Consider the following 19,786-nt stretch of genomic DNA (forward strand, 5'->3'; position numbering starts at 1 on the left):
AAAAACCATAATTAAAATATGGTTATATGTGAAGTAGTGACAACATTTGAGAAGAAGGTCCTTCCCCAAAATCGGGAAAGGACCTAGTTATTACTTTTGATCGAAAGAGATACGAGTTGAAGATGCCAGTGCCTTACTTTGGAAATGAGTAAAGTTATCACCCGACTTTTGAATAAAGAAGACTTCAAGCTGTTCTTTATTCGCTATTGCCGCTCCTTCTTTCGGCCCAAGACATAGCATGGCAGTCGCCCATGCATCACTTAATGCTGGAGTCGAACCAAACACCGATGCGGATACCAGGTTATGATTAACAGGAGCTCCAGTGCGAAGATCAAGGATGTGTGGATACTCTTTACCATTTTCATCGAAAGAATGATGATACGTTCCTGATGTATCGAGAGTCACACCAGATTCATCGTTAATTGTCACTAGCTGATATGGCTGAATACCTTCTTTTTGCGATATTGGCTTTTCAATTGCAATGCGCCATTTAACATCGCCAGGTTTGTGCCCTCTTATTTTCATGTCTCCACCAAACTCAACCAGATAATTAGTAATACCATTATCTTCAAGTATCTGACTGAGTTTACCAATGGTGTATCCCTCACCCATGGATGAAAAATCTAACTGTACACCTTCATTGGTTTTTCGGATGCGTTTACCTTGTTCATCAATCTCGATTTTATCCAGGCCCAATTGTCCGCGTACTGCATTAATCTGCTCTTCACTAGGAACATGCAAGACATCTTTCTTAAAGCCCCAAAGGTTAAATAGTGGTCCCACCGTAGGATCATAGCACCCATCGGTTTTCTGATTGACACTTTGCGCATAGTGCAACAGTTGTATGAAATCATCAGACGCAGGTTGCCATTCAGTCGACTTACTATGATTGAATTCAGAGATATAAGAATCATCTCTGTAGGTCGATAATTCTTTATCTATACTAGCCAATTTTTGAGAAAACAACGACTTTATGGTCGACTGTTCTACAGGATTATCAGACCACCAACTGATGTGATATGTCGTCCCCTGAGCAAAACCTTCAATTTTTTTGATTTCAGGCTGTTTTGAACATCCGGCTGCCAGAAGTACAACAACGAATCCTGCGGCCTTTATACATGGATTTTGTGTGATTATTCGAAATACAGACATTTCTTATTCCATCATTAGCGTAATTCAGAAATTTTATCAGCAGTAACAGATGAATACTATGTATTAACCCAAGCAAATTATAATTTGATCAACAATATAAACTCTAAATATAGTTATCTATTGTTAAAAAATATCGTCTACGCTATAAGAAGAACAATATTTCAGTCTTATTAAGACATTACAGCAGTATGAGTAAAGAAAAAGACCAAACATCCAAGTTATTCTCTTTCTTCTTCACGACAATTGGTTTTATTCTGATTGTTTTCGTTGCGTATTTCAGCTTTACCCACAAAGCAAATACTGAATCAAAATTCGTCTATGATCGTTTCAATCATATGCTCAAAGAATTTGATAAAAGTTACCATAACTCACTAGAAAAATTCGCCCATAGTGAAAGCTGTACAACATTTTTAGTTCAAGCCAATAATGTCATTTTATCTAGCTCTCATATCCGAAGTATCGGACTCGTAGAAAATGGCATAATTACTTGCAATACCATATCTGGGAAAAGCGCGATTCCTCTTGAAGACACTCTTGATATGGGGAATAAAACCGTAGAAATAACCTTCGTAAAACAAAAAATTCGTTCGACGTTTAACAGCGATCATTCTGGTTTAATTGTTGTGCATTTTGGGCTAGGTAATGAAAGTATTGTCGGATTTGTATTACATCCTAAGGAAATAACTGAGGCCCTTCGTAATACCAACAGCGATTTTAGTAATTTTATTCGAATCAAGAATACGATTATCAGTCCAGACGGAATGAGTTGGATCGCTGAACCCAAAGATATCGTTGTGGAAAGCCAGCAAACATCCCTTTTCAGCACGGGCTATTACTACTCACTTATGTCCTTCTCCACTTTTCTAGTCCGAGATTATGGTTATATTCTATTCCTCTGGCTGTTCGCTGGTGTTGCAATAGCCAACCATTTATATCGATATCTATCTAATGTCGATCTGCTGACTCTCAAAATTCAAGTTGGTATTCGACGTCATGAATTTATACCTTATCTGCAACCTCTATTTGATCGTTCAGGGTTTATGATTGGCGCTGAGGTATTAGTGCGTTGGAAACGAAATGGGGAGATTCTTTCACCCTATCACTTTATCGACCGAGCAGAACATACAGGACAAATCAAGGAGATTACCACGCATTTGATGGTAGAGGTTGCCAGTAAGTTAAAGCTATACAACCAAAATCATCGATCGATTCCTTTACATATCGGCTTCAATGCTTCTGCCGTTCAGTTTTCTGATGACATGTTGTTAAACGACTGTCGCCAGTTCCAGCGAGAACTAGAAGGGCAAAATTACAGCCTGGTGATTGAGATTACCGAGCGATTGGAGTTACCCGGAGAATCGATTTACATACAGAAGATAAACGCGCTAAAAGAAGAAAATGTATTAATTGCTTTGGATGACTTTGGTACTGGACATTGCTCGCTAAAGTATTTACATCAAATGGACGTAGATTATCTAAAAGTTGATCGGAGTTATGTGAAGGCCATTAATAGTTCTAATTACCGTATAGAGTTATTGGATAATGTTATTGACCTAGCGCAGCGGCTTAACGTCGAAACGATTGCTGAAGGTGTTGAGACCGAAGCCCAAGAGCAATATTTAAGAGACAAGAACGTAACGTTGTATCAGGGATATCTTTATGAAAAACCTATATCGATTGAAGAGTTCATAGACAAGTACATTAAGACAAGTTAACTGCCCGTACCTCCAGTTAGCTGTGTTTTGATTCTTTTAGGCTGAGCGTAGTATGGCGTTGATGTCACCAGAATATCGGCACCTGAGGAAACGAAATCACTCACATTTCGCAAAGTAATATCAGTATAAACGGCAAGCTTAGTTTTGAATCCTTCCCAATTAACAAACTGCTTACACACAGCTACATCATAGGCAGAAAATTGATTGAGCTGTATTATTTCAGCGCCACTACGAATCCAACGTTTTGCTTCATCAATAGAGTGTACTTCGACGGACGTTCTGTATTCAGGTGCACTATGGGACAGATAATCAATGACTTCTTGTTCCGTTCGATTGAAGAACTGTCTGTGTTCAGAAAAAATAAGTAAGCTATCCGAAAACCCGAGCCGGTGCATTATTGCTCCCCCAGCCCGAACGGCTTTGACTGACAGAGCTTTCGTAAAAGGAATTTGTTTACGACTGCAGGCAACTGTAACGCCATCAGCAGCTCTTACCAATTCAGAGGTATAAGATGCGACACCACTCATCCACTCCATTAGTGTCTGCGCTACCTTCCAAACAGTGAACAACTCTCCAATCCCACCTGAAATGGTGAGAATTGGTTCTCCCGCCTGAATAAAATCCCCAGACCGCGCATGAATCTCTACTTGAAGATCTTTGAGCATTGCCATTCTCGCGGATTCTTCCACGCCACATAGTGACATATCTTTCTCTGCACTAAAAACCATGGAGGCTGTACTGTACCCGATTAAAAGAGAGGTTGTGAAATCGCCATAAGGCGCTTCTTTGAATAGAAGCGTCTGAATTTCAGCATCAGAGAGAACGCAATCCATTTAATATCATCCTCGATTGGATATATTGAAATTAAGTCACACTTACTTCTTTGAAAGGATAGTTGATATTAAACAGATTGCTTCTTTACTGAATGAATTTTCGAATTTATTCAAAGTAGCCAGAAACAGGCTACAGAGATATTTTAAGTAGAGCTGCAATATTTTTTGCGCACAAATAAATATTCTTATCCGCTTCTTTAAGTGCCATATCTAACTCGACAGCTCTGGGAACAACACTAAATACGCTATCAATACCGTGCTCGTGAACGACACCACAGTCATAAGTTAACGCTCCCGCTATACCGATAACAGGAATATCAAACTGCTTTGCCACTTTTGCAACACCAATCGGTGTTTTACCGTAAATCGTCTGGCTATCAATACGGCCTTCACCAGTAATGACCAAATCTGTGTCATGCATAGCTTGTGCAAGAGCAACCGCTTCTATGACAATGTCCACGCCCGGTTTTAAAACGGCACCGCATAAACCAGCTAAACATCCACCAAGCCCGCCAGCTGCACCGGCACCCGCCAGATGAATAATATCTTCGTTTGTTGTTTCTTTCACCTTTTGACCAAAGTGCAAAAGATTCGCGTCTAGCTGAGTGATCATATCATCGGTTGCCCCTTTCTGCGGCCCAAAGACCGCCGATGCCCCTTTTGGTCCGCAAAGAGGATTATCAACATCACAAGCAACCTCAAACGTCACCTTTGCTAACCGAGGATCCAATCCCTTAAGATCAATATCAGCCAGTTCATCTATCGCACCACCGCCAGGTCCTATTGATTCACCTCTCTGGTTCAAGAGCTTAGCGCCCAAAGCTTGCAGCATTCCACAGCCAGCATCATTTGTCGCACTGCCACCAATACCGAGAATTATCTTATCAACACCTCGATCAAGTGCCGCTAATATCAGCTCGCCAGTACCATAAGTAGAGGTAATTAGAGGATTTCGCTCACTGGGTTGAACTAAATGAATTCCAGATGCTGCAGCCATTTCGATAACAGCCGTTTTTCCATTTCCAGAGAGTCCCCAAAAGCTTTCTACTAATCGACCTAGTGGATCGGTTACTGTTACGGACTCAAGTGATCCTCCGGTCGCATCAATTATTGACTGAACGGTCCCTTCTCCACCATCGGCCATAGGAACTTTTACGTACTCGGCCTCGGGGAAAACTTCTTTAAAGCCATTTTCTATAGACTCGGCAACTTCCATTGCAGTCAGACTTTCTTTAAAGGAATCTGGGGCTATGACAATTTTCATTTCACGTCCTTATGTTCCGCTAGAGCATTGAATTTTCAATATAGCAATATAACTGGACGGTTTGTAGATTATTTATCCAATCAAGACTTTTGCGTCTCACATGATCAATATTCAGCTTGCGTGCGATTAGAGATAATAAAAAATAGGTAGAAATAACAATGAAGGTAACTCTGTTAAAAGTTGAAATGGAATGGGATAAAGCAGTAATCATTGGTCAACGACAGTTAACTCTGTAATTAAATTTCAGTATTAGTTACAAATTTATAGAACGCAGAAACTCTATCGAGGTTATATCGAGGAGAGCTCATCATCATTATATAACTCCCCCCATTCAATTTTAGAACTTAAGTTTACGCGCTTAACGTCAGATTTCCCGCCGTGTGCTGAGCAATGAAACTTAATATTCCTTCTTGCTCTGAAGGTTTTCCTAAAGATTTGTGTGCAAAACCAAATTTCTGAGAATCTACCAGTTTCGCTCTGCACGAGTCATTAAGGTTAGAGATACTACAGGTTAATTTGATCAACATGATATTTTGACTCCTCTCATATCGACTAGCTTAAGCGATCTCTGGTCGAAGAAAAAACTTGCCAAATGAGAGCGTTGAACGTTTTACAGGTTTGGCAACTTTATTTGCTTTGCCAGATGTGGGACGGTTAGCGACTTCATTTCCTGTTTGGTAAAAAGGACTATCGAAGTTAAAAACGCTGTATTTATATTGGGTAAACATATTGAACTCCTACTTTTTGTAATTTTATTTCAGTTTGTGGTGATATTTTAGACACCAGTCACATAACTTGCAATAAATATTGTAATTTATTTTTAAATGAAATTTTTATTTCATAAATATCACCTAGATACAGCTATTCAGTTGGTCGCTTGAAAGGTAATTTCGAAAAGAAGTGAATAAAATCAGTCTTGAAGCACACAATTAACACCATCCCTCATTCGAACGTCAATTGAGGGAAATCAATCACAAAATAGGTAAGTCAAACATAGGTAGAATAGGTCATAATCTGGGCACCCGATACGTTTCCCTTCCTACATCTCTGAAAAGGCCAAACATGTTTAACGATAAACCAAATTTCAATGTTACTTATGATGATATCGAAGGTCTTCCTGGAAATGAGGATATTGAGGAGTTTAATTGTCGGCTTTGGAAAGGTTGGAAAAAGTTCTTGCAACATGAAAGCCCGAGCGAAATTCGCCCTTCTATTTTATTGTCTTGGCAACGATCGAGAAACGCAAACGTAGACCCTAATCAATTCAGTTATACCTATGTGAGTAAAGCCGAATTGAAGGATATTCTGCAAGCTCAGAAAGAGCTTATTAACGTCGCTCAGGGAATCATGGATAACTTGCTCGCATTTAATCCTCATGGACATATAAACCTGACTAACTCAGGTGGAGTGACTCTGGCGTACTGTGGATTAGATTTAACGCCTGTCGGCAGTATTCTTACCGAAGATATTTTAGGTACGAACAGCACAGCGAGGTGCTTAATTGAAAACCGCTTGGTTTACACAGCGAGCGGAGAAAACTGGAAACTCGGTTTACGAGAACGAAACCAGCATTGTGCTGCGGCACCCATACGGAATAATGAGGGAGAGCTGATTGGTGTATTAACTCTCACTGGGACTCGTGGAGAATTTAATAAGCACACTCTTGGCACAGTAAAAGCCGCAGCGGAAGCAATTGAGCAACAACTGATTTTACGCCAACTACTCGCCGAGCAACGCTCGATACTAGAGACATTGAATGAAGGTGTCATTGTTACTGATAGAAATGGCTTAATAAAAACAGCAAACCGCTACGCAAACCAAATCTTTTTTGGCAAAAACCTAATTGGTACACATATAGATCGAATTCTCAGCCCAGAAGATACTGAGTTAATGTTAATGTCTCCTTGCAATGATCGTGAAGTTGTCTTTATTCCTGCGCCTAATCAGCGCATATCTTGCTTAATTTCACTCATGCAAACGCCTGACGGTGGCAGAGTCCTCTCACTAAGAGAAAATAAACGCATTCAGGCTATAACTCGCAGAGTGATGGGTGCTGGTGCAACTTATACCTTCAACCAAATTATCGGCCAATCGAAAAAGCTCGTCAGCACCATTACACAGGCACAATCTTGTAGCCGAGCCGAAAGCACAGTATTGCTAACAGGAGAAAGTGGAACGGGTAAAGAGCTGTTTGCGCAAGCCATCCACAACGCCAGCAGTCGTTGCAATGGCCCTTTCATAGCCGTTAACTGTGGTGCCATTCCTCGCGATCTTGTGCAGAGTGAACTTTTTGGGTATGTCAGTGGCGCCTATACTGGTGCTAGAAGTGGTGGAGCACCTGGAAAGTTTGAGTTAGCCGAAGGCGGAACACTATTTCTAGATGAGATTGGAGAAATGCCATTAGAAGCACAAACCAGTTTATTGCGTGTTTTACAAGAAAACGAAGTGATACGAATCGGGTCATCAAAGCCCTTCAAATTGAACGTCCGAATTATTGCTGCAACCAACTGTGACTTATTGGATATGGTGGATCACCACTCATTTCGTAGAGATTTATATTACCGCTTAAACGTAATTTCTATCATTATTCCCGCGCTCAGGGATCGCAAAGAAGACATACAATCCTTGATTGAGTTTTTTGCTGACCGAATTTGTAATAATCTCAAACGGATAAGCCCCACTTTTTCTTCCGAAGCGATGGAATCTATGCTGGATTATCCATGGCCGGGAAATGTACGAGAACTAGAGAATATCGTTGAACGAATACTTAATCTGACTACGGGTTTAACAATTAGACTTCAGGACCTCCCACCTGAATTAACCCAAGAAAACTCGCCAAACAATATGAATTTGGTGGATCTGAAACGATCTCAAAAAACATCTATTTTAGATACTTCAAATTATATTAATTTAGAGGCTCAAGAAAGAGCACATATTATTACTATTATGATTAAGAACCAAGGTAATATTAGAAAGAGTTCACAAGATCTTGGTATTTCACGCCCAAGCCTCTACAGTAAATTAAAAAAATGGGCAATTAATTTGGAGCAATTCAGAAATTAAACCATAAATACGAAACTTCGCCGCTTCTTAGCCCAGCGTTACTAACACCCCAAAAAATATATCATAAAATGCTGTTTATAAAATATTTTCCATACAAAGACACGCAGGATACAGTGTAAAATATCTTTACATGTCACTTTACATGTAAAGATATTTTACACAATTCCATTTTATTCATGAGTTCCCTATCACATAAAAGCCCTTTTATTATTGGCATACCTTTTGCCTTAATTAAATAAGTAAAAATCAAAGTTAGGAATATAAACAAGGAGAAGAAATATCCTTCTAACAACCTAAATAACAATATTTATATAAATCGAATTTTTATTTTCTAATAACGTAAAACATTGAGGGAATCTAATCATGAGTGATACAACAATTGATACTCCGGTTACCGACTCCATAACAACCTCTGCAGAAGAATCCGCAGATAAACCGATAGAAAACCGAAACCTTTTAGGCGCAGGACACTTTATTGGTGCTTTCTCCGGCGAACACGTCGCAGGTACTGAATTCGTGTTCGGCGTGACTTTTGTTATGTGGGGAGCTCAGGCATTTGATGTCGTGGTTGGCTTGGTTTTGGGTAATATCATGGCCGTCCTCTGCTGGGGTTTGTTATGTGCTCCTGTTGCAACAAAAACAAGGCTCAGTCTATATGCCTTACTCGAAAAAGTCTGTGGGCCAAAATTCTGCAGTTTATTTAATTTGATCAACGGACTTTCATTCTTGTTGTGTGGAGCCGCGATGATCACGGTATCCGCTTCAGCAATGCGTGTTCTGTTTGGAATGCAGAACAACACAGCGTGGTACCCACAATCAATTGGCTTTGTTGTTCTCGCCTGCTGTATTGGCATGATAGTCGTTTACCTCGCTGTCGCTGGTTTTAAACGCTTATCTCAATTTGCGAGTATTTGTGCGCCTTGGTTAACCCTATGCTTTGTCCTTGGCGGTATGCTAGCGTTCCCCTATTTAGCATACGTAACTCTTGGTCAAGACTCGGTATCGTTATCTCAAATCCCAAGTATTGCACGTGAGTTTGTTTGGACTGGAGTTACGCCTGATGGCAGACCATCACTGTCAATGTGGCAAATCGCAGCGTTTGCTTGGGGCTGCAACCTTCCATTCCATCTTTCAATGGGTGATATGAGTATACTGCGCTTTGCCCGCAAAAGTTGGTACGGCTTTTTTTCCGCGTTCGGCATGTTTATTGGTCACACAATGGCTTGGTGCATGGCTGGCTTAATGGGTGCCCTAGCGGCGACGGCTCTACAGAAAAACATTCTGACTATCGACTCTGGAGACGTTGCTTATCAAGCTTTGGGATATATCGGTATTCTGGCTGTTCTTTTGGCTGGCTGGACAACATCCAACCCATCTTTCTACCGAGCTGGTGTTGCATTTCAGGCGTTAACTGGTAGCAATTCCAGAACTAAAACGACTGTTGTGGCGGGCATCATCGGAATGGTTATTGGGTGCTTTCCATTTGTTTTCCAATACTGGATGCCTCTACTTGCATACGTCAATCTGTTGAGTCTACCGATTGGGGGAATTTTAGTCGCAGAGTTTTTCATTCTGCCTAAACTTAATATTGCACGTTGCTGGAATGAAATTAAAGGTCAGCGCTTGAGCAAACCAGCGGCTGTGACATGGGGGCTTACAGTTGTACTCTCATACAGTGCAGTGCTAAGCGGTATGATTGATCTTTTCTATGCATTTATTCCTGCTTTTGTGTTCGCTCTCGTACTCTACTTAGTGATGGTCAAAATGGAAGCAAGCCATATAACAAGTGATCAGGAAACACTTTATATCGCGCCTCCTTTCGATCCATCAGATGTTGAAGAGCAAGAAGAAAACCAAGCACACCAAGTTCCATTTGACATCAAATTGTCTAAGTGGATTGCCATCGCAGCATTAATCGTTATGGCCTATATGGGTATCAGAGCGTTTAATTTCCATGGCAATTTTGTTAACGAACTAGCGGACTTCAAAACCGCAGTACTAATACCAACAATCATTTATTTCTGTTCAGCCCTTTATCACGTCGTTAAATCCGATACAGGTGAAGAATAGTTTTTATCCAATTACGTTAAACCAGGAGTACGTAAAATGTATAAAGTTGCATTATTAGGCGCTGGCCGTATTGCTCACGTCCACGCTACACACATCACTGCACACCCTGATACAGAACTCTATTCTGTGTCCGATATGGTTGAATCATCAGCTAAAGAGTTAGCGGGTAAATATGGAGCCAAAGTACTATCCGTTCAAGACGCTATAAACTCGCCCGATGTGGACATCGTATTGGTAGCAACAAGTACCGACACACATGCTGAGTTTACAGTGATGGCAGCTCAAGCAGGTAAAAAGGCGGTCTTTTGTGAAAAACCTATCGATCTGGATATCGAGCGAGTAAAACAGTGTGTTGCAGATGTAAAAAAAACGGGCGTGCCATGCATGATAGGCTTTAACCGCCGTTTCGACCCCAATCATGCTCACCTGAATAAATCGCTAAGAGCGGGAGAAATTGGCGATTTAGAACATTTACAAATTTGTTCTCGTGACCCATCTCCACTACCAGACGACTACTTACTTGCCTCAGGCGGAATGTTTAGAGATATGACAATCCATGATTTTGATATGGCAAGATTTCAACTTGGCGAGGAGCCCGTATTGGTTTCCGCTTGTGGCGCAGCGTTGGTAAAACAATCGATTAAAGATGCTGGTGATATCGATACTGGGGTTGTAACACTACAAACTGCATCAGGAAAAATTGCGGTAATCAATAACAGTCGTCGGTCCGGCTATGGATATGACCAACGTATCGAAGCTCATGGCTCAAAAGGTTGCTTGTCAGTTCAGAACGTTCCAACAACAACCTTAGTAAAAATTACCGATGAAGGCGGCTCTCAGGCACAAAAACCACTGCACTTTTTCCTCGAACGTTACGTAGACGCGTTCAAGAACCAATGGGCTGCGTTTATTGACGCCATCAATAAAGGAGAGCAGCCACCAACAAGTGCAGAAGACGGCCTTAAAGCGCTCCTTTTGGCTGAAGCCGCTATTGAATCAATGAACACAGGCAAAGTCGTCAAAGTCAGTCTATAGGGAGATCGCATGAAATTAGGTCTTGTAACAGACAGTCTGGCCAATCTATCGACCGATGATGTTATCAAAACATCATCTCAGCTCGGATTAGATTGCCTTGAGTTTGCAACTGGCAACTGGTCGACAGCACCACACATCGACCTCCAAAAACTCCTTGCCAGTTCTCAAGCGAGAAGAGACTTCCAAACAAAAATGGATGATCATGGCTTAACGATTTCATCATTCAACGCCAACGGCAATCAGCTCCATCCAGGAGAATCGGGAGCCATCCACGCAAAATGCGTTGATGATACGATAAAGTTAGCTGAATTGATGAACGTTGAAAGAGTGGTGATGATGTCTGGACTTCCTGGTGGTCGAGGAGATCAATATCCCAACTGGATTGTCACCTCCTGGCCACCAGAAACTCAGGATATACTTGCGTATCAATGGGAAGTTGCAGAAAAGTACTGGAGTGAAATTTCCTATGTCGCTCGTGAATCTGGAGTCAAACTCTGTGTTGAACTATTAGGCCAGCAATTGGCTTATAACTTACCAACATTTAGACATATTCGAGAAATTGGGGGGGAAACGGTTGGGTTGAACTTTGACCCGAGCCATATTCTGTGGATGGGCGGTGATCCCATGGCGTTTATCCGAGAAGCCGCAGACATGATTTATTCTGTGCATGCGAAAGATGCCTATATTGATAAATTCAATCGTGGTACATCCACAGCGCTCGATCATCGGCCTATGCATATGATTAAAGAGCGAAGCTGGTCTTACGTCACATTAGGTTATGGACAACCTGAAGCATGGTGGGGAGAGTTTGTTTATCTTCTCGCAACTTACGTTAGCCCAGATTTGACACTCAATATCGAGCATGAAGATATGAATCTTTCGAGAATGGAGGGGGTTATCAAATCAGTCGATCTTCTCAAACGTGTCGCAATGTTTGAACCGTCAGACTACGAACTGCCTCAGATCTAATATCTGGCTATAACTCAATGTAGTGCAAAGTAAAAAGGAGCAAAAATGCTCCTTTTTTATGTTTTGCATAAAACAATAATCATGTTCAATCAGTTACATTTGGATAATTCGCCGTACGTAACTATCATATGTCATAAAATTAGACACAAAATTAATCTAAAGCGTGATAGAAACCACGTTTTTAGCTCATCCCAACGGACGTAATCATTGCTAGAATGGAGTGGTAGAACATCACACGAATTACTAAGTTTTAGGATAACCGGATTAAGTTCTAAAAACCTCGAATTCGTGAGGGCACGATGTACTACACCCCTGACACAGTTGCTGCAAAATTTTTCGGCATCTGTGTCACTCTAACGAATACCAAGCTATATCAGCTAAGCAGTCAATCAGAGTGCGACGGGTATTCATCCCTTCTAAAATAGACCTTATGCAATCCATTTATAGTTTGTGACCAGATGTCATTGGAATCATGTCCCCATAAATCGCAAAGTATTTATACTAAAATTCACGCTTTAAAGGAATAAAAATTTCAATATTTATTGATTTGAAATAGAATATTCACAATATAAGCTTTATTGTGTGACATCAAAGCGCCTCATCAACAAGGAGAAAAGATGAAACTATTTGTTTTTGAACATTGCCCATTCTGCATCAAAGCGATGATGACAGCGAATTTCAAGAAACTCGATGTAGAATTCGAGTATATCCAGAATCATGACGTTGATGCTCGTATTGAAAAAGTTGGCGCAAATATGGTTCCTATCGTCCAGAAGCCTGACGGTAGTTACATGGCTGAAAGTTTAGACATCGTTAAATATTTTGATGAATTTAATGGTGAACCCACGCTTCTTCCAGGCCAAAAACAGGCAGAAATATCAGCTTGGAATCAATCTGTTGCCGGTGTAGAAGGGCCGCTAGTTCACCCTCGTTGGATGCATATTACGCTACCTGAATTTGGTAGTGCAGAAGCCAAAGCGTGGTTTACTAAAAATAAATCAGCCATGATTTCGATGAGTTTTGAAGATGCTATTGCTAAAACAGACATCTTCTTGCCAAAAATGAATCAAGCTCTCGAGTCAATCGACTTTCTAACGTTGCCATCAGAAAATGGCAATCAACTCAGTTACGATGACGTGAATTTCTACCCTACACTAAGAAACTTAACAGTGATCAAGGGAATTAAATTTCCACCTCGAGTTAAGCAATACGTAGACGAAGTCACCGCCCTTACTCAAATCCCCGTCTATTACGATGTTGCAGTATAGTCTGTAATATTAATAATTTAGAATAATCTTAAGGCTACCTGTTCTAGGTAGCCTTTTGTTTTGGTGGTCGCAATTCCACTATTTACCCTTTGTTCATTAAACACTGTTGATTTATGGCGAATTTAGCTATTGCTATGGATAATTAGGCTGCTAAGAATCGAGTGTGAAGTTGGTCTCTTAGCCTTTGTCAAAAAGCCCTTATGCTTTTGTTTACAAAATTACAACAAATAACGTCATCGCAATATGACGAATTCCAATAACGTGAACGAGGCAAAAGGTAACCATTATGATTAAACCATTAGCTCTGACTTTGGCGATTAGCTCTACCCTTCTTACCACTTCAATTTATGCAAGCTCTTTAACTGTTGGATTCTCTCAGATTGGTTCAGAATCTGGTTGGCGTGCAGCTGAAACCAGCGTGTCAAAAGTAGAGGCGGAAAAACGAGGCGTGAAACTCAAAATTTCTGATGCACAACAGAAGCAGGAGAACCAGATTAAAGCAGTCCGCTCATTTATAGCGCAAGGTGTTGACGCTATTTTTATTGCACCAGTTGTTCAAACTGGGTGGGGACCAGTTCTTGAAGAAGCCAAAGATGCTGATATCCCGGTATTTCTACTCGATAGAAACATTAGTGTAAAAGACAAATCACTTTATATGACCGCTGTAACAGCAAACAATGTCTACGAAGGTGAGGTAGCAGCCAATTGGTTAGTTAAAGAAGAGGCTGGCAAACCGTGTAATGTGGTTGAACTACAAGGCACTGTCGGTGCTAGTGTTGCTCTTGACCGTCGGGAAGGATTCTTAAATGTCGTCAATAAAAACCCCAACCTGAAGATTATTCGTACTCAATCTGGAGACTTTACTCGAAGCAAAGGTAAAGAAGTCATGGAGAGCTTCATAAAAGCAGAAGACAACGGCAAAAGTATCTGCGCAGTCTATGCACATAATGACGATATGGCGATAGGCGCCATTCAGGCAATAAAAGAAGCGGGCCTAAAACCAGGCAAAGATATAAAAATAATCTCTATTGATGGTGTCCCTGATATTTTCAAAGCCATGATGGCGGGAGAGGCAAACGCGTCAGTTGAGTTAACACCGAATATGGCAGGTCCAGCATTAGATGCCTTAATCGCTTATAAAAGTCAGGGGGTTCAACCTCCCAAACAAATTACAACAGAGTCACTTTTATTTGTTCCAAGTAATGCAAAAGAACAGCTAGAACGTAAAAAAGACATGGGTTATTAAACCTTCTCTTCCCAACAAGAAATAACCCCCTGAACCATCTCTGAATTAGCGATGGTTCAGGGGAGTACTTGGGTAAATTAGGAGGATTTATGTCTACCCTGTCTAAACGTCCTATTCTATCGGCAACAGGTATCGATAAAGTGTTCCCTGGTGTTCGAGCGTTAAGTAATGTGGATTTTTCACTGAATAAAGGTGAAATCATGGCATTGCTTGGTGAAAATGGAGCGGGCAAATCAACATTAGTAAAAGTACTTACCGGTGTTTATCAAAAAGATGCTGGTCGTATATACCTAGAAGATAAAGAGGTATCCCCCCAAAGTACGGCTCATGCTCAATCACTAGGTATTGGTACGGTGTACCAAGAAGTAAATTTACTCCCCAATATGTCCGTTGTTGATAATCTATTTATTGGTCGGGAAATTAGAAAGTTTGGTTTTATAGACCGAAAAGCAATGACTATAGAAGCCAATAAGATCATGGCTTCTTTCGGCTTCGATATCGATGTTTCTCTTCCGCTCAATCAATACTCAGTCGCAATGCAGCAAATTATTGCAATAGCTCGTGCAGTTTCGCTATCAGCAAAAGTACTAATCTTAGACGAACCCACAGCCAGCCTTGATACGAATGAGGTTAAACTTCTCTTTCGCATCATGCGCGAATTAAAGGCTCAGGGCATTAGCCTAATCTTCATCACCCACTTCTTAGATCAGGTTTATGAAATTACCGATCGAATCACTGTACTTCGTAATGGTGAATTGGTGGGTAGTTGCGTTACCAGCGAAACCAGCCAGCTAACCTTAGTAAAAATGATGCTAGGAAGAGAACTGGAAGACAATGCATTAAAACGTGCAGGTAAGACTCGCAGAACAACTGATCCATTGGTAAAACTTAAAGATTTTGGTAAGAAAGGAACGATTTTACCGTTTGACATGGATATCTATCCTGGAGAGATCATTGGCTTAGCCGGTCTACTCGGCTCAGGTCGAACCGAAACGGCTCAAGTCATCTTTGGTATCCAGCCGAACGATTCAGGAAGCTGTGAAATCAATGAGAAACCAATAAAAATCCGCTCAGCTCAACAAGCTTCACTGATGGGATTCGGTTTTTGCCCTGAAGATCGTAAAACCGATGGGATCATTGCCAGCGCGTCGGTTCGTGAAAATATTATCTTGGCATTACAGGCTCAAAAAGGTTGGTACCGACCTCTGTCGCGCAAAGAACAAGCTGAGGTGAGCGAACGCTATGTAAAACAATTGGGAATCAAAACCCCGAATATAGAACAACCAATTGGATTCCTTTCCGGTGGTAACCAACAAAAAGTGCTTCTTGCCAGATGGCTTCTGACCAAACCAAAATTTCTTATTTTAGATGAGCCTACTCGGGGAATCGACGTTGGTGCGCATGCTGAAATTATTCGGCTAATAGAAACGTTATGTGCCAATGGGTTAGCGCTACTTGTTATTTCATCAGAACTTGAAGAGCTTGTTGGCTATGCAGACCGTGTCATTGTCCTTAAAGATAGAAAGCAGGTAGCAGAGCTTTCAGCACAAGAACTTTCCGTGCCAGCCATCATGAATGCTATCGCGGTTTAAGGAGGAAACATGAATACCTCTATACTTCCTAAAAAGTCACCGGGTCCCTTGGGTAAAGTTAAATTCCCAACAGGTTCCCCACAAATCGCCGCTTTAATTATCGTTTTGCTCGTGAACAGTATGGTTGCAGATAATTTTTTCTCAATCGAACTACAAGACGGCAGGCTATTTGGCAGCTTAATCGACATCCTTAACCGATGTGCACCCGTCGCACTTCTAAGTATTGGTATGACTCTTGTGATTGCTACCGGAGGAATCGACCTTTCTGTTGGTGCCGTTATGGCTATCTCAGGGGCGACCATGGCGAGCTTAGTTCGCGGTGGTGAATACTCTTTGGAGATGATTTTACTCATTTCCGTTGCCTCTGGCGTCTTGTGCGGATTGTGGAACGGTTTCCTTGTCGCCATATTAAAAATTCAACCATTTGTTGCGACACTCATCCTCATGGTTGCGGGTCGTGGCGTCGCCCAACTTATTACTGAAGGGCAAATTGTTACTTTCAGCAATAGTGCCATTTCATGGATAGGCAGTGGTTCGTTTTTATATCTACCAACGCCCGTCGTGATCACTATTATTGCCGCCATTCTCATTTGGTTACTGACGAAAAAAACCGCGTTAGGGTTGTTTATCGAGTCAGTCGGTATCAATATCCGCGCAGCCAAAAATGCGGGTGTCAATACAACAGTGATTGTTCTCAGTACCTATGTCATCAGTGGTCTAATGGCGGCTATTGCCGGCATCATCGTTGCTGCAGACATCAAAGGTGCGGATGCGAATAATGCGGGTTTATGGTTGGAGATGGACGCTATTCTAGCCGTAGTCATTGGTGGTACATCATTAATGGGAGGACGTTTTAACTTGTTCTTGGCCATTATTGGTACGCTCATTATTCAGGGAGTTAATACTGGTATCCTCTTATCAGGCTATCAGCCCCAGTGGAATCAAATTGTCAAAGCGGTCGTCGTTTTAACGGTTCTGGTCATGCAATCTCCCGCCTTACTGCAGAAATTTAAACGAGGTAACCATCATGATTAAACGTCAACTTCCATTGTTTATCACTATGATGGTATTCATCGCCAGTTATCTGTTCTGTGCTGTCGAATATCCAACATTCTTTTCCACACGAGTTATTTGTAACATACTGACAGACAATGCATTTCTGGGAATAGTCGCGGTTGGAATGACGTTTGTAATACTCTCTGGTGGTATTGATCTCTCTGTCGGCTCTGTTATCGCCTTCACCGGTATTTTTCTGGCAAAACTTATCGGTGACTATCACGTGTCCCCCTATATAGCGATTATCCTATCACTCTGTTTTGGGGCCGCATTTGGAGCGTTTATGGGGTGGATTATTCACACGCTGAAAATTCCCGCCTTTATCGTGACGCTCGCGGGAATGTTTTTTCTTCGCGGTGCTAGCTTCCTCATTTCGGAGCAATCATTACCCATTGATAACCCTGTTTTCTATGAACTTTCCAGAGCATCCTGGAAACTAACAGGTGGCGGTCGGCTAAGTCTGATTGCTATCATCATGTTATGTGTTGTCATGATTGGAATGGTGCTTGCTCACCGAACTCGTTTCGGCAATAACGTATACGCAGTAGGCGGAAACATTCAATCTGCCGAACTCATGGGTGTTCCCGTAAAGCAGACCACAATTGGAATCTATTTACTTTCAAGCTTACTCGCGACCATCGCAGGTATCGTATTCGCAATCTACACCTCTGCTGGCTATCCACTCGCGGCTGTAGGTGTCGAATTGGATGCCATAGCAGCTGTGGTTATTGGTGGAACATTACTGTCTGGAGGGGTTGGAACCGTATTTGGTAGTCTGTTTGGTGTATTGATCCAAGGCGTCATTCAAACGTATATTACCTTCGATGGAACTCTCAGTTCGTGGTGGACGAAAATTATCATCGGTATTCTGTTATTCAGCTTTATCGGTTTACAAAGATTACTGACAGTTTTCTCGCAAAACAGAAAAGTGGTCGTCACACAAAAAGCCCATCTAACCAGTTGACGCATAAACTGTCATCCACTCTTGCCTGAGTGGATGACTGGCTGATCTACAATACTCCGACATCCCAATAAGGTACGTCTTCATAGAAGTCATTTACAAAGTCGATAAAGCTGCGCACTTTACCCGCGAGAAATTTACGGTTTACATAGACAGCATACAATCCTAGTGGCTCAGGTTCATAATCAGTAAGAATTCGTTTAAGTTTTCCATTCGCTAACGCTTCGCCCGCGATGAATGTCGGCTGAATGGCAATCCCTTCGCCCGCAATTGCGGCTGCGACAAGAATGTCCCCATTATTAGATGTCAGATGACTTTTTAGATTGAGCGTATCTTTACGATTCGCTAGCCCAGATAGAAATACGGATGAATCTGCATAGCTGTATTTTAGGTAACGATGCTGCTCCAATTCACTTGGAACTTTAGGCTCGCCAAACTTCTGTAGATAATCAGGTGAAGCACAAACGCAAATGTGGATATCGGTTATCTTTTTTGCGATAAGAGAAGAACTGGTCAATTTACCAATCCTCAATGCAACATCAACCCCCTCTTCAACCAAATCTATCTTTTTATCAGTTAGATTAATATCTACAGTAACATCGGGATATTTCTCTTTAAAAGCAGCCAGTAAATTGGGCAAGTGTTTAATACCAAATGACATGGGTGCACTTACAGAAAGACGCCCTGAGATATTTTGATGCAGATTCGCGAGCGAGTTTTCCATCTCTTCAATATCGATGAGAACCTGCATACAGCGTTCGTAATATGCCCGCCCGGCTTCCGTAACACTAATCTTGCGAGTTGTTCTATTCAACAAACGAGTCTCCAAAGATTCTTCGAGACTCGATACGTATTTACTGACCAGTTGTGGCGATATCTCAAGTTTATCAGCCGCTTTAGAAAACGAATTTTCCTGCACAACGACCGTAAACGCGCGCATTGTATCTAATTTGTCCATAACCCATCCATTATCAACACATCATTGATAATTATTACACGCAAGCGCCATTTATCAAACACATTACTAGTAATATAGTTAACTCAACAAAACGAAAACCACACTACTTTACAAGGATAAATACGATGGCAACTTCAATAGCAACTAAACTTCTCGATTCAAAATTAGGGGTATCTTCACTTGTTCTGCGTGTCCCCGTTGGACTTACACTAGCAGCCCATGGTTCACAAAAACTGTTCGCATGGTTTGGCGGATATGGTCTGACTGGCACAGGACAATGGATGGATAGTATTGGTTTCCACCCAGGCTTCGTTATGGCGTTGCTCGCTGGTAGCGCAGAATTCTTCGGTGGACTAGCTCTTGTTCTGGGACTATTAACCAGACCTGCGGCACTCGTTACCGCCTTTACCATGCTAATGGCGTTTACACACCACTTTCCGAACGGATTGTTCCTAGCAAACGATGGCTTTGAATATGCCCTAGCACTGTTTGCAGTTACTGTAACACTCTTTATCCAAGGTGCTGGTCGTTACTCTGTTGATAGCTGGCTGTTGAACAGAATCGCGCAAAATCAACATAGTGCAAAATTAGCTAGAGCGTAATT

Annotated in this window: 17 protein-coding genes; 11 read left to right on the plus strand and 6 right to left on the minus strand. The window is 41.5% G+C overall.

Features of this window, described 5'->3' with window-relative positions:
- Positions 1–90: 90 nt before the first annotated feature.
- Entirely contained in the window at positions 91–1,152 is a 1,062-nt protein-coding gene (locus EES38_RS01435) for an FAD:protein FMN transferase (protein ID WP_124935390.1), read from the minus strand.
- A gap of 188 nt (positions 1,153–1,340) precedes the next feature.
- Between EES38_RS01435 and EES38_RS01440 the strand changes: the two genes are divergently transcribed.
- Positions 1,341–2,867 carry an EAL domain-containing protein gene (locus EES38_RS01440; protein WP_124935391.1) on the plus strand — a complete coding sequence of 509 codons (1,527 nt, stop codon included), beginning with the start codon at positions 1,341–1,343 and terminating at the stop codon, positions 2,865–2,867.
- On the opposite strand, the gene modD is transcribed toward EES38_RS01440, so the two are convergent.
- The 4 genes from modD to EES38_RS22085 all read right to left on the minus strand — a co-directional run bounded on the left by modD (position 2,864) and on the right by EES38_RS22085 (position 5,692).
- Positions 2,864–3,700 carry a ModD protein gene (gene modD, locus EES38_RS01445; protein WP_124935392.1) on the minus strand — a complete coding sequence of 279 codons (837 nt, stop codon included), beginning with the start codon at positions 3,698–3,700 and terminating at the stop codon, positions 2,864–2,866. The two genes, EES38_RS01440 and modD, sit on opposite strands and share 4 nt — an antisense overlap.
- A 130-nt stretch (positions 3,701–3,830) precedes the next feature.
- Positions 3,831–4,964 carry a glycerate kinase gene (locus EES38_RS01450; RefSeq protein WP_124935393.1) on the minus strand — a complete coding sequence of 378 codons (1,134 nt, stop codon included), beginning with the start codon at positions 4,962–4,964 and terminating at the stop codon, positions 3,831–3,833.
- A 350-nt stretch (positions 4,965–5,314) separates the two neighbouring features.
- Positions 5,315–5,491 carry a hypothetical protein gene (locus EES38_RS22080; protein ID WP_166434186.1) on the minus strand — a complete coding sequence of 59 codons (177 nt, stop codon included), beginning with the start codon at positions 5,489–5,491 and terminating at the stop codon, positions 5,315–5,317.
- A gap of 30 nt (positions 5,492–5,521) precedes the next feature.
- Entirely contained in the window at positions 5,522–5,692 is a 171-nt protein-coding gene (locus EES38_RS22085; protein ID WP_166434187.1) for a hypothetical protein, read from the minus strand.
- A gap of 334 nt (positions 5,693–6,026) precedes the next feature.
- Here EES38_RS22085 and EES38_RS01455 point away from each other — a divergent pair, with 334 nt between their 5' ends.
- The 9 genes from EES38_RS01455 (at position 6,027) to yjfF (ending at position 18,227) form a co-directional block, all read left to right on the plus strand.
- Positions 6,027–8,027: a sigma-54-dependent Fis family transcriptional regulator gene (locus EES38_RS01455; RefSeq protein ID WP_124935394.1), complete on the plus strand. Its 2,001-nt coding sequence runs from the start codon at positions 6,027–6,029 to the stop codon at positions 8,025–8,027.
- 363 nt (positions 8,028–8,390) lie between these two features.
- Positions 8,391–10,097, plus strand: a complete 1,707-nt coding sequence (locus EES38_RS01460) for a purine-cytosine permease family protein (protein WP_124935395.1) — start codon at positions 8,391–8,393, stop codon at positions 10,095–10,097.
- Between the two features lie 36 nt (positions 10,098–10,133).
- Complete coding sequence (gene iolG / locus EES38_RS01465; RefSeq protein ID WP_124935396.1) at positions 10,134–11,132, plus strand: inositol 2-dehydrogenase; 999 nt, start codon at positions 10,134–10,136, stop codon at positions 11,130–11,132.
- A 9-nt stretch (positions 11,133–11,141) separates the two neighbouring features.
- Positions 11,142–12,101, plus strand: a complete 960-nt coding sequence (locus EES38_RS01470) for a sugar phosphate isomerase/epimerase family protein (protein WP_124935397.1) — start codon at positions 11,142–11,144, stop codon at positions 12,099–12,101.
- A gap of 617 nt (positions 12,102–12,718) precedes the next feature.
- On the plus strand, positions 12,719–13,369 hold the full coding sequence (gene grxB, locus EES38_RS01475; RefSeq protein WP_124935398.1) for a glutaredoxin 2: 651 nt from the start codon (positions 12,719–12,721) through the stop codon (positions 13,367–13,369).
- Positions 13,370–13,655: 286 nt separating this feature from the next.
- Positions 13,656–14,615, plus strand: coding sequence for a galactofuranose ABC transporter, galactofuranose-binding protein YtfQ (gene ytfQ / locus EES38_RS01480; protein ID WP_124935399.1), 960 nt, complete (start codon positions 13,656–13,658; stop codon positions 14,613–14,615).
- An 89-nt stretch (positions 14,616–14,704) separates the two neighbouring features.
- Positions 14,705–16,207, plus strand: a complete 1,503-nt coding sequence (locus EES38_RS01485; RefSeq protein WP_124935400.1) for a sugar ABC transporter ATP-binding protein — start codon at positions 14,705–14,707, stop codon at positions 16,205–16,207.
- A 9-nt stretch (positions 16,208–16,216) separates the two neighbouring features.
- Positions 16,217–17,242, plus strand: a complete 1,026-nt coding sequence (ytfT, locus tag EES38_RS01490) for a galactofuranose ABC transporter, ATP-binding protein YtfT (protein ID WP_124935401.1) — start codon at positions 16,217–16,219, stop codon at positions 17,240–17,242.
- Entirely contained in the window at positions 17,235–18,227 is a 993-nt protein-coding gene (gene yjfF / locus EES38_RS01495) for a galactofuranose ABC transporter, permease protein YjfF (RefSeq protein WP_124935402.1), read from the plus strand. The genes ytfT and yjfF overlap by 8 nt, the downstream gene beginning before the upstream one ends.
- A 46-nt stretch (positions 18,228–18,273) precedes the next feature.
- Here the strand turns inward: yjfF and EES38_RS01500 are convergent, their stop codons facing one another.
- Positions 18,274–19,182: a LysR family transcriptional regulator gene (locus tag EES38_RS01500; RefSeq protein WP_124935403.1), complete on the minus strand. Its 909-nt coding sequence runs from the start codon at positions 19,180–19,182 to the stop codon at positions 18,274–18,276.
- A gap of 125 nt (positions 19,183–19,307) precedes the next feature.
- On the opposite strand from EES38_RS01500, the gene EES38_RS01505 reads away from it, so the two are divergent.
- Positions 19,308–19,784 carry a DoxX family protein gene (locus EES38_RS01505; RefSeq protein WP_124935404.1) on the plus strand — a complete coding sequence of 159 codons (477 nt, stop codon included), beginning with the start codon at positions 19,308–19,310 and terminating at the stop codon, positions 19,782–19,784.
- Positions 19,785–19,786 lie beyond the last annotated feature (2 nt).

The organism is Vibrio viridaestus (assembly GCF_003856525.1).
Lineage (GTDB): Bacteria > Pseudomonadota > Gammaproteobacteria > Enterobacterales > Vibrionaceae > Vibrio > Vibrio viridaestus.

Coding starts and splice junctions, on each gene's coding strand:
- modD (WP_124935392.1), bottom strand. CDS start 3,700: ATGGATTGCGTTCTCTCTGATGCTGAAATTCAGACGCTTCTATTCAAA.
- EES38_RS01435 (WP_124935390.1), bottom strand. CDS start 1,152: ATGTCTGTATTTCGAATAATCACACAAAATCCATGTATAAAGGCCGCA.
- ytfT (WP_124935401.1), top strand. CDS start 16,217: ATGAATACCTCTATACTTCCTAAAAAGTCACCGGGTCCCTTGGGTAAA.
- iolG (WP_124935396.1), top strand. CDS start 10,134: ATGTATAAAGTTGCATTATTAGGCGCTGGCCGTATTGCTCACGTCCAC.
- EES38_RS01440 (WP_124935391.1), top strand. CDS start 1,341: ATGAGTAAAGAAAAAGACCAAACATCCAAGTTATTCTCTTTCTTCTTC.
- EES38_RS22080 (WP_166434186.1), bottom strand. CDS start 5,491: ATGTTGATCAAATTAACCTGTAGTATCTCTAACCTTAATGACTCGTGC.
- grxB (WP_124935398.1), top strand. CDS start 12,719: ATGAAACTATTTGTTTTTGAACATTGCCCATTCTGCATCAAAGCGATG.
- yjfF (WP_124935402.1), top strand. CDS start 17,235: ATGATTAAACGTCAACTTCCATTGTTTATCACTATGATGGTATTCATC.
- EES38_RS01500 (WP_124935403.1), bottom strand. CDS start 19,182: ATGGACAAATTAGATACAATGCGCGCGTTTACGGTCGTTGTGCAGGAA.
- EES38_RS01470 (WP_124935397.1), top strand. CDS start 11,142: ATGAAATTAGGTCTTGTAACAGACAGTCTGGCCAATCTATCGACCGAT.
- EES38_RS22085 (WP_166434187.1), bottom strand. CDS start 5,692: ATGTTTACCCAATATAAATACAGCGTTTTTAACTTCGATAGTCCTTTT.
- EES38_RS01455 (WP_124935394.1), top strand. CDS start 6,027: ATGTTTAACGATAAACCAAATTTCAATGTTACTTATGATGATATCGAA.
- EES38_RS01450 (WP_124935393.1), bottom strand. CDS start 4,964: ATGAAAATTGTCATAGCCCCAGATTCCTTTAAAGAAAGTCTGACTGCA.
- EES38_RS01485 (WP_124935400.1), top strand. CDS start 14,705: ATGTCTACCCTGTCTAAACGTCCTATTCTATCGGCAACAGGTATCGAT.
- EES38_RS01460 (WP_124935395.1), top strand. CDS start 8,391: ATGAGTGATACAACAATTGATACTCCGGTTACCGACTCCATAACAACC.
- ytfQ (WP_124935399.1), top strand. CDS start 13,656: ATGATTAAACCATTAGCTCTGACTTTGGCGATTAGCTCTACCCTTCTT.
- EES38_RS01505 (WP_124935404.1), top strand. CDS start 19,308: ATGGCAACTTCAATAGCAACTAAACTTCTCGATTCAAAATTAGGGGTA.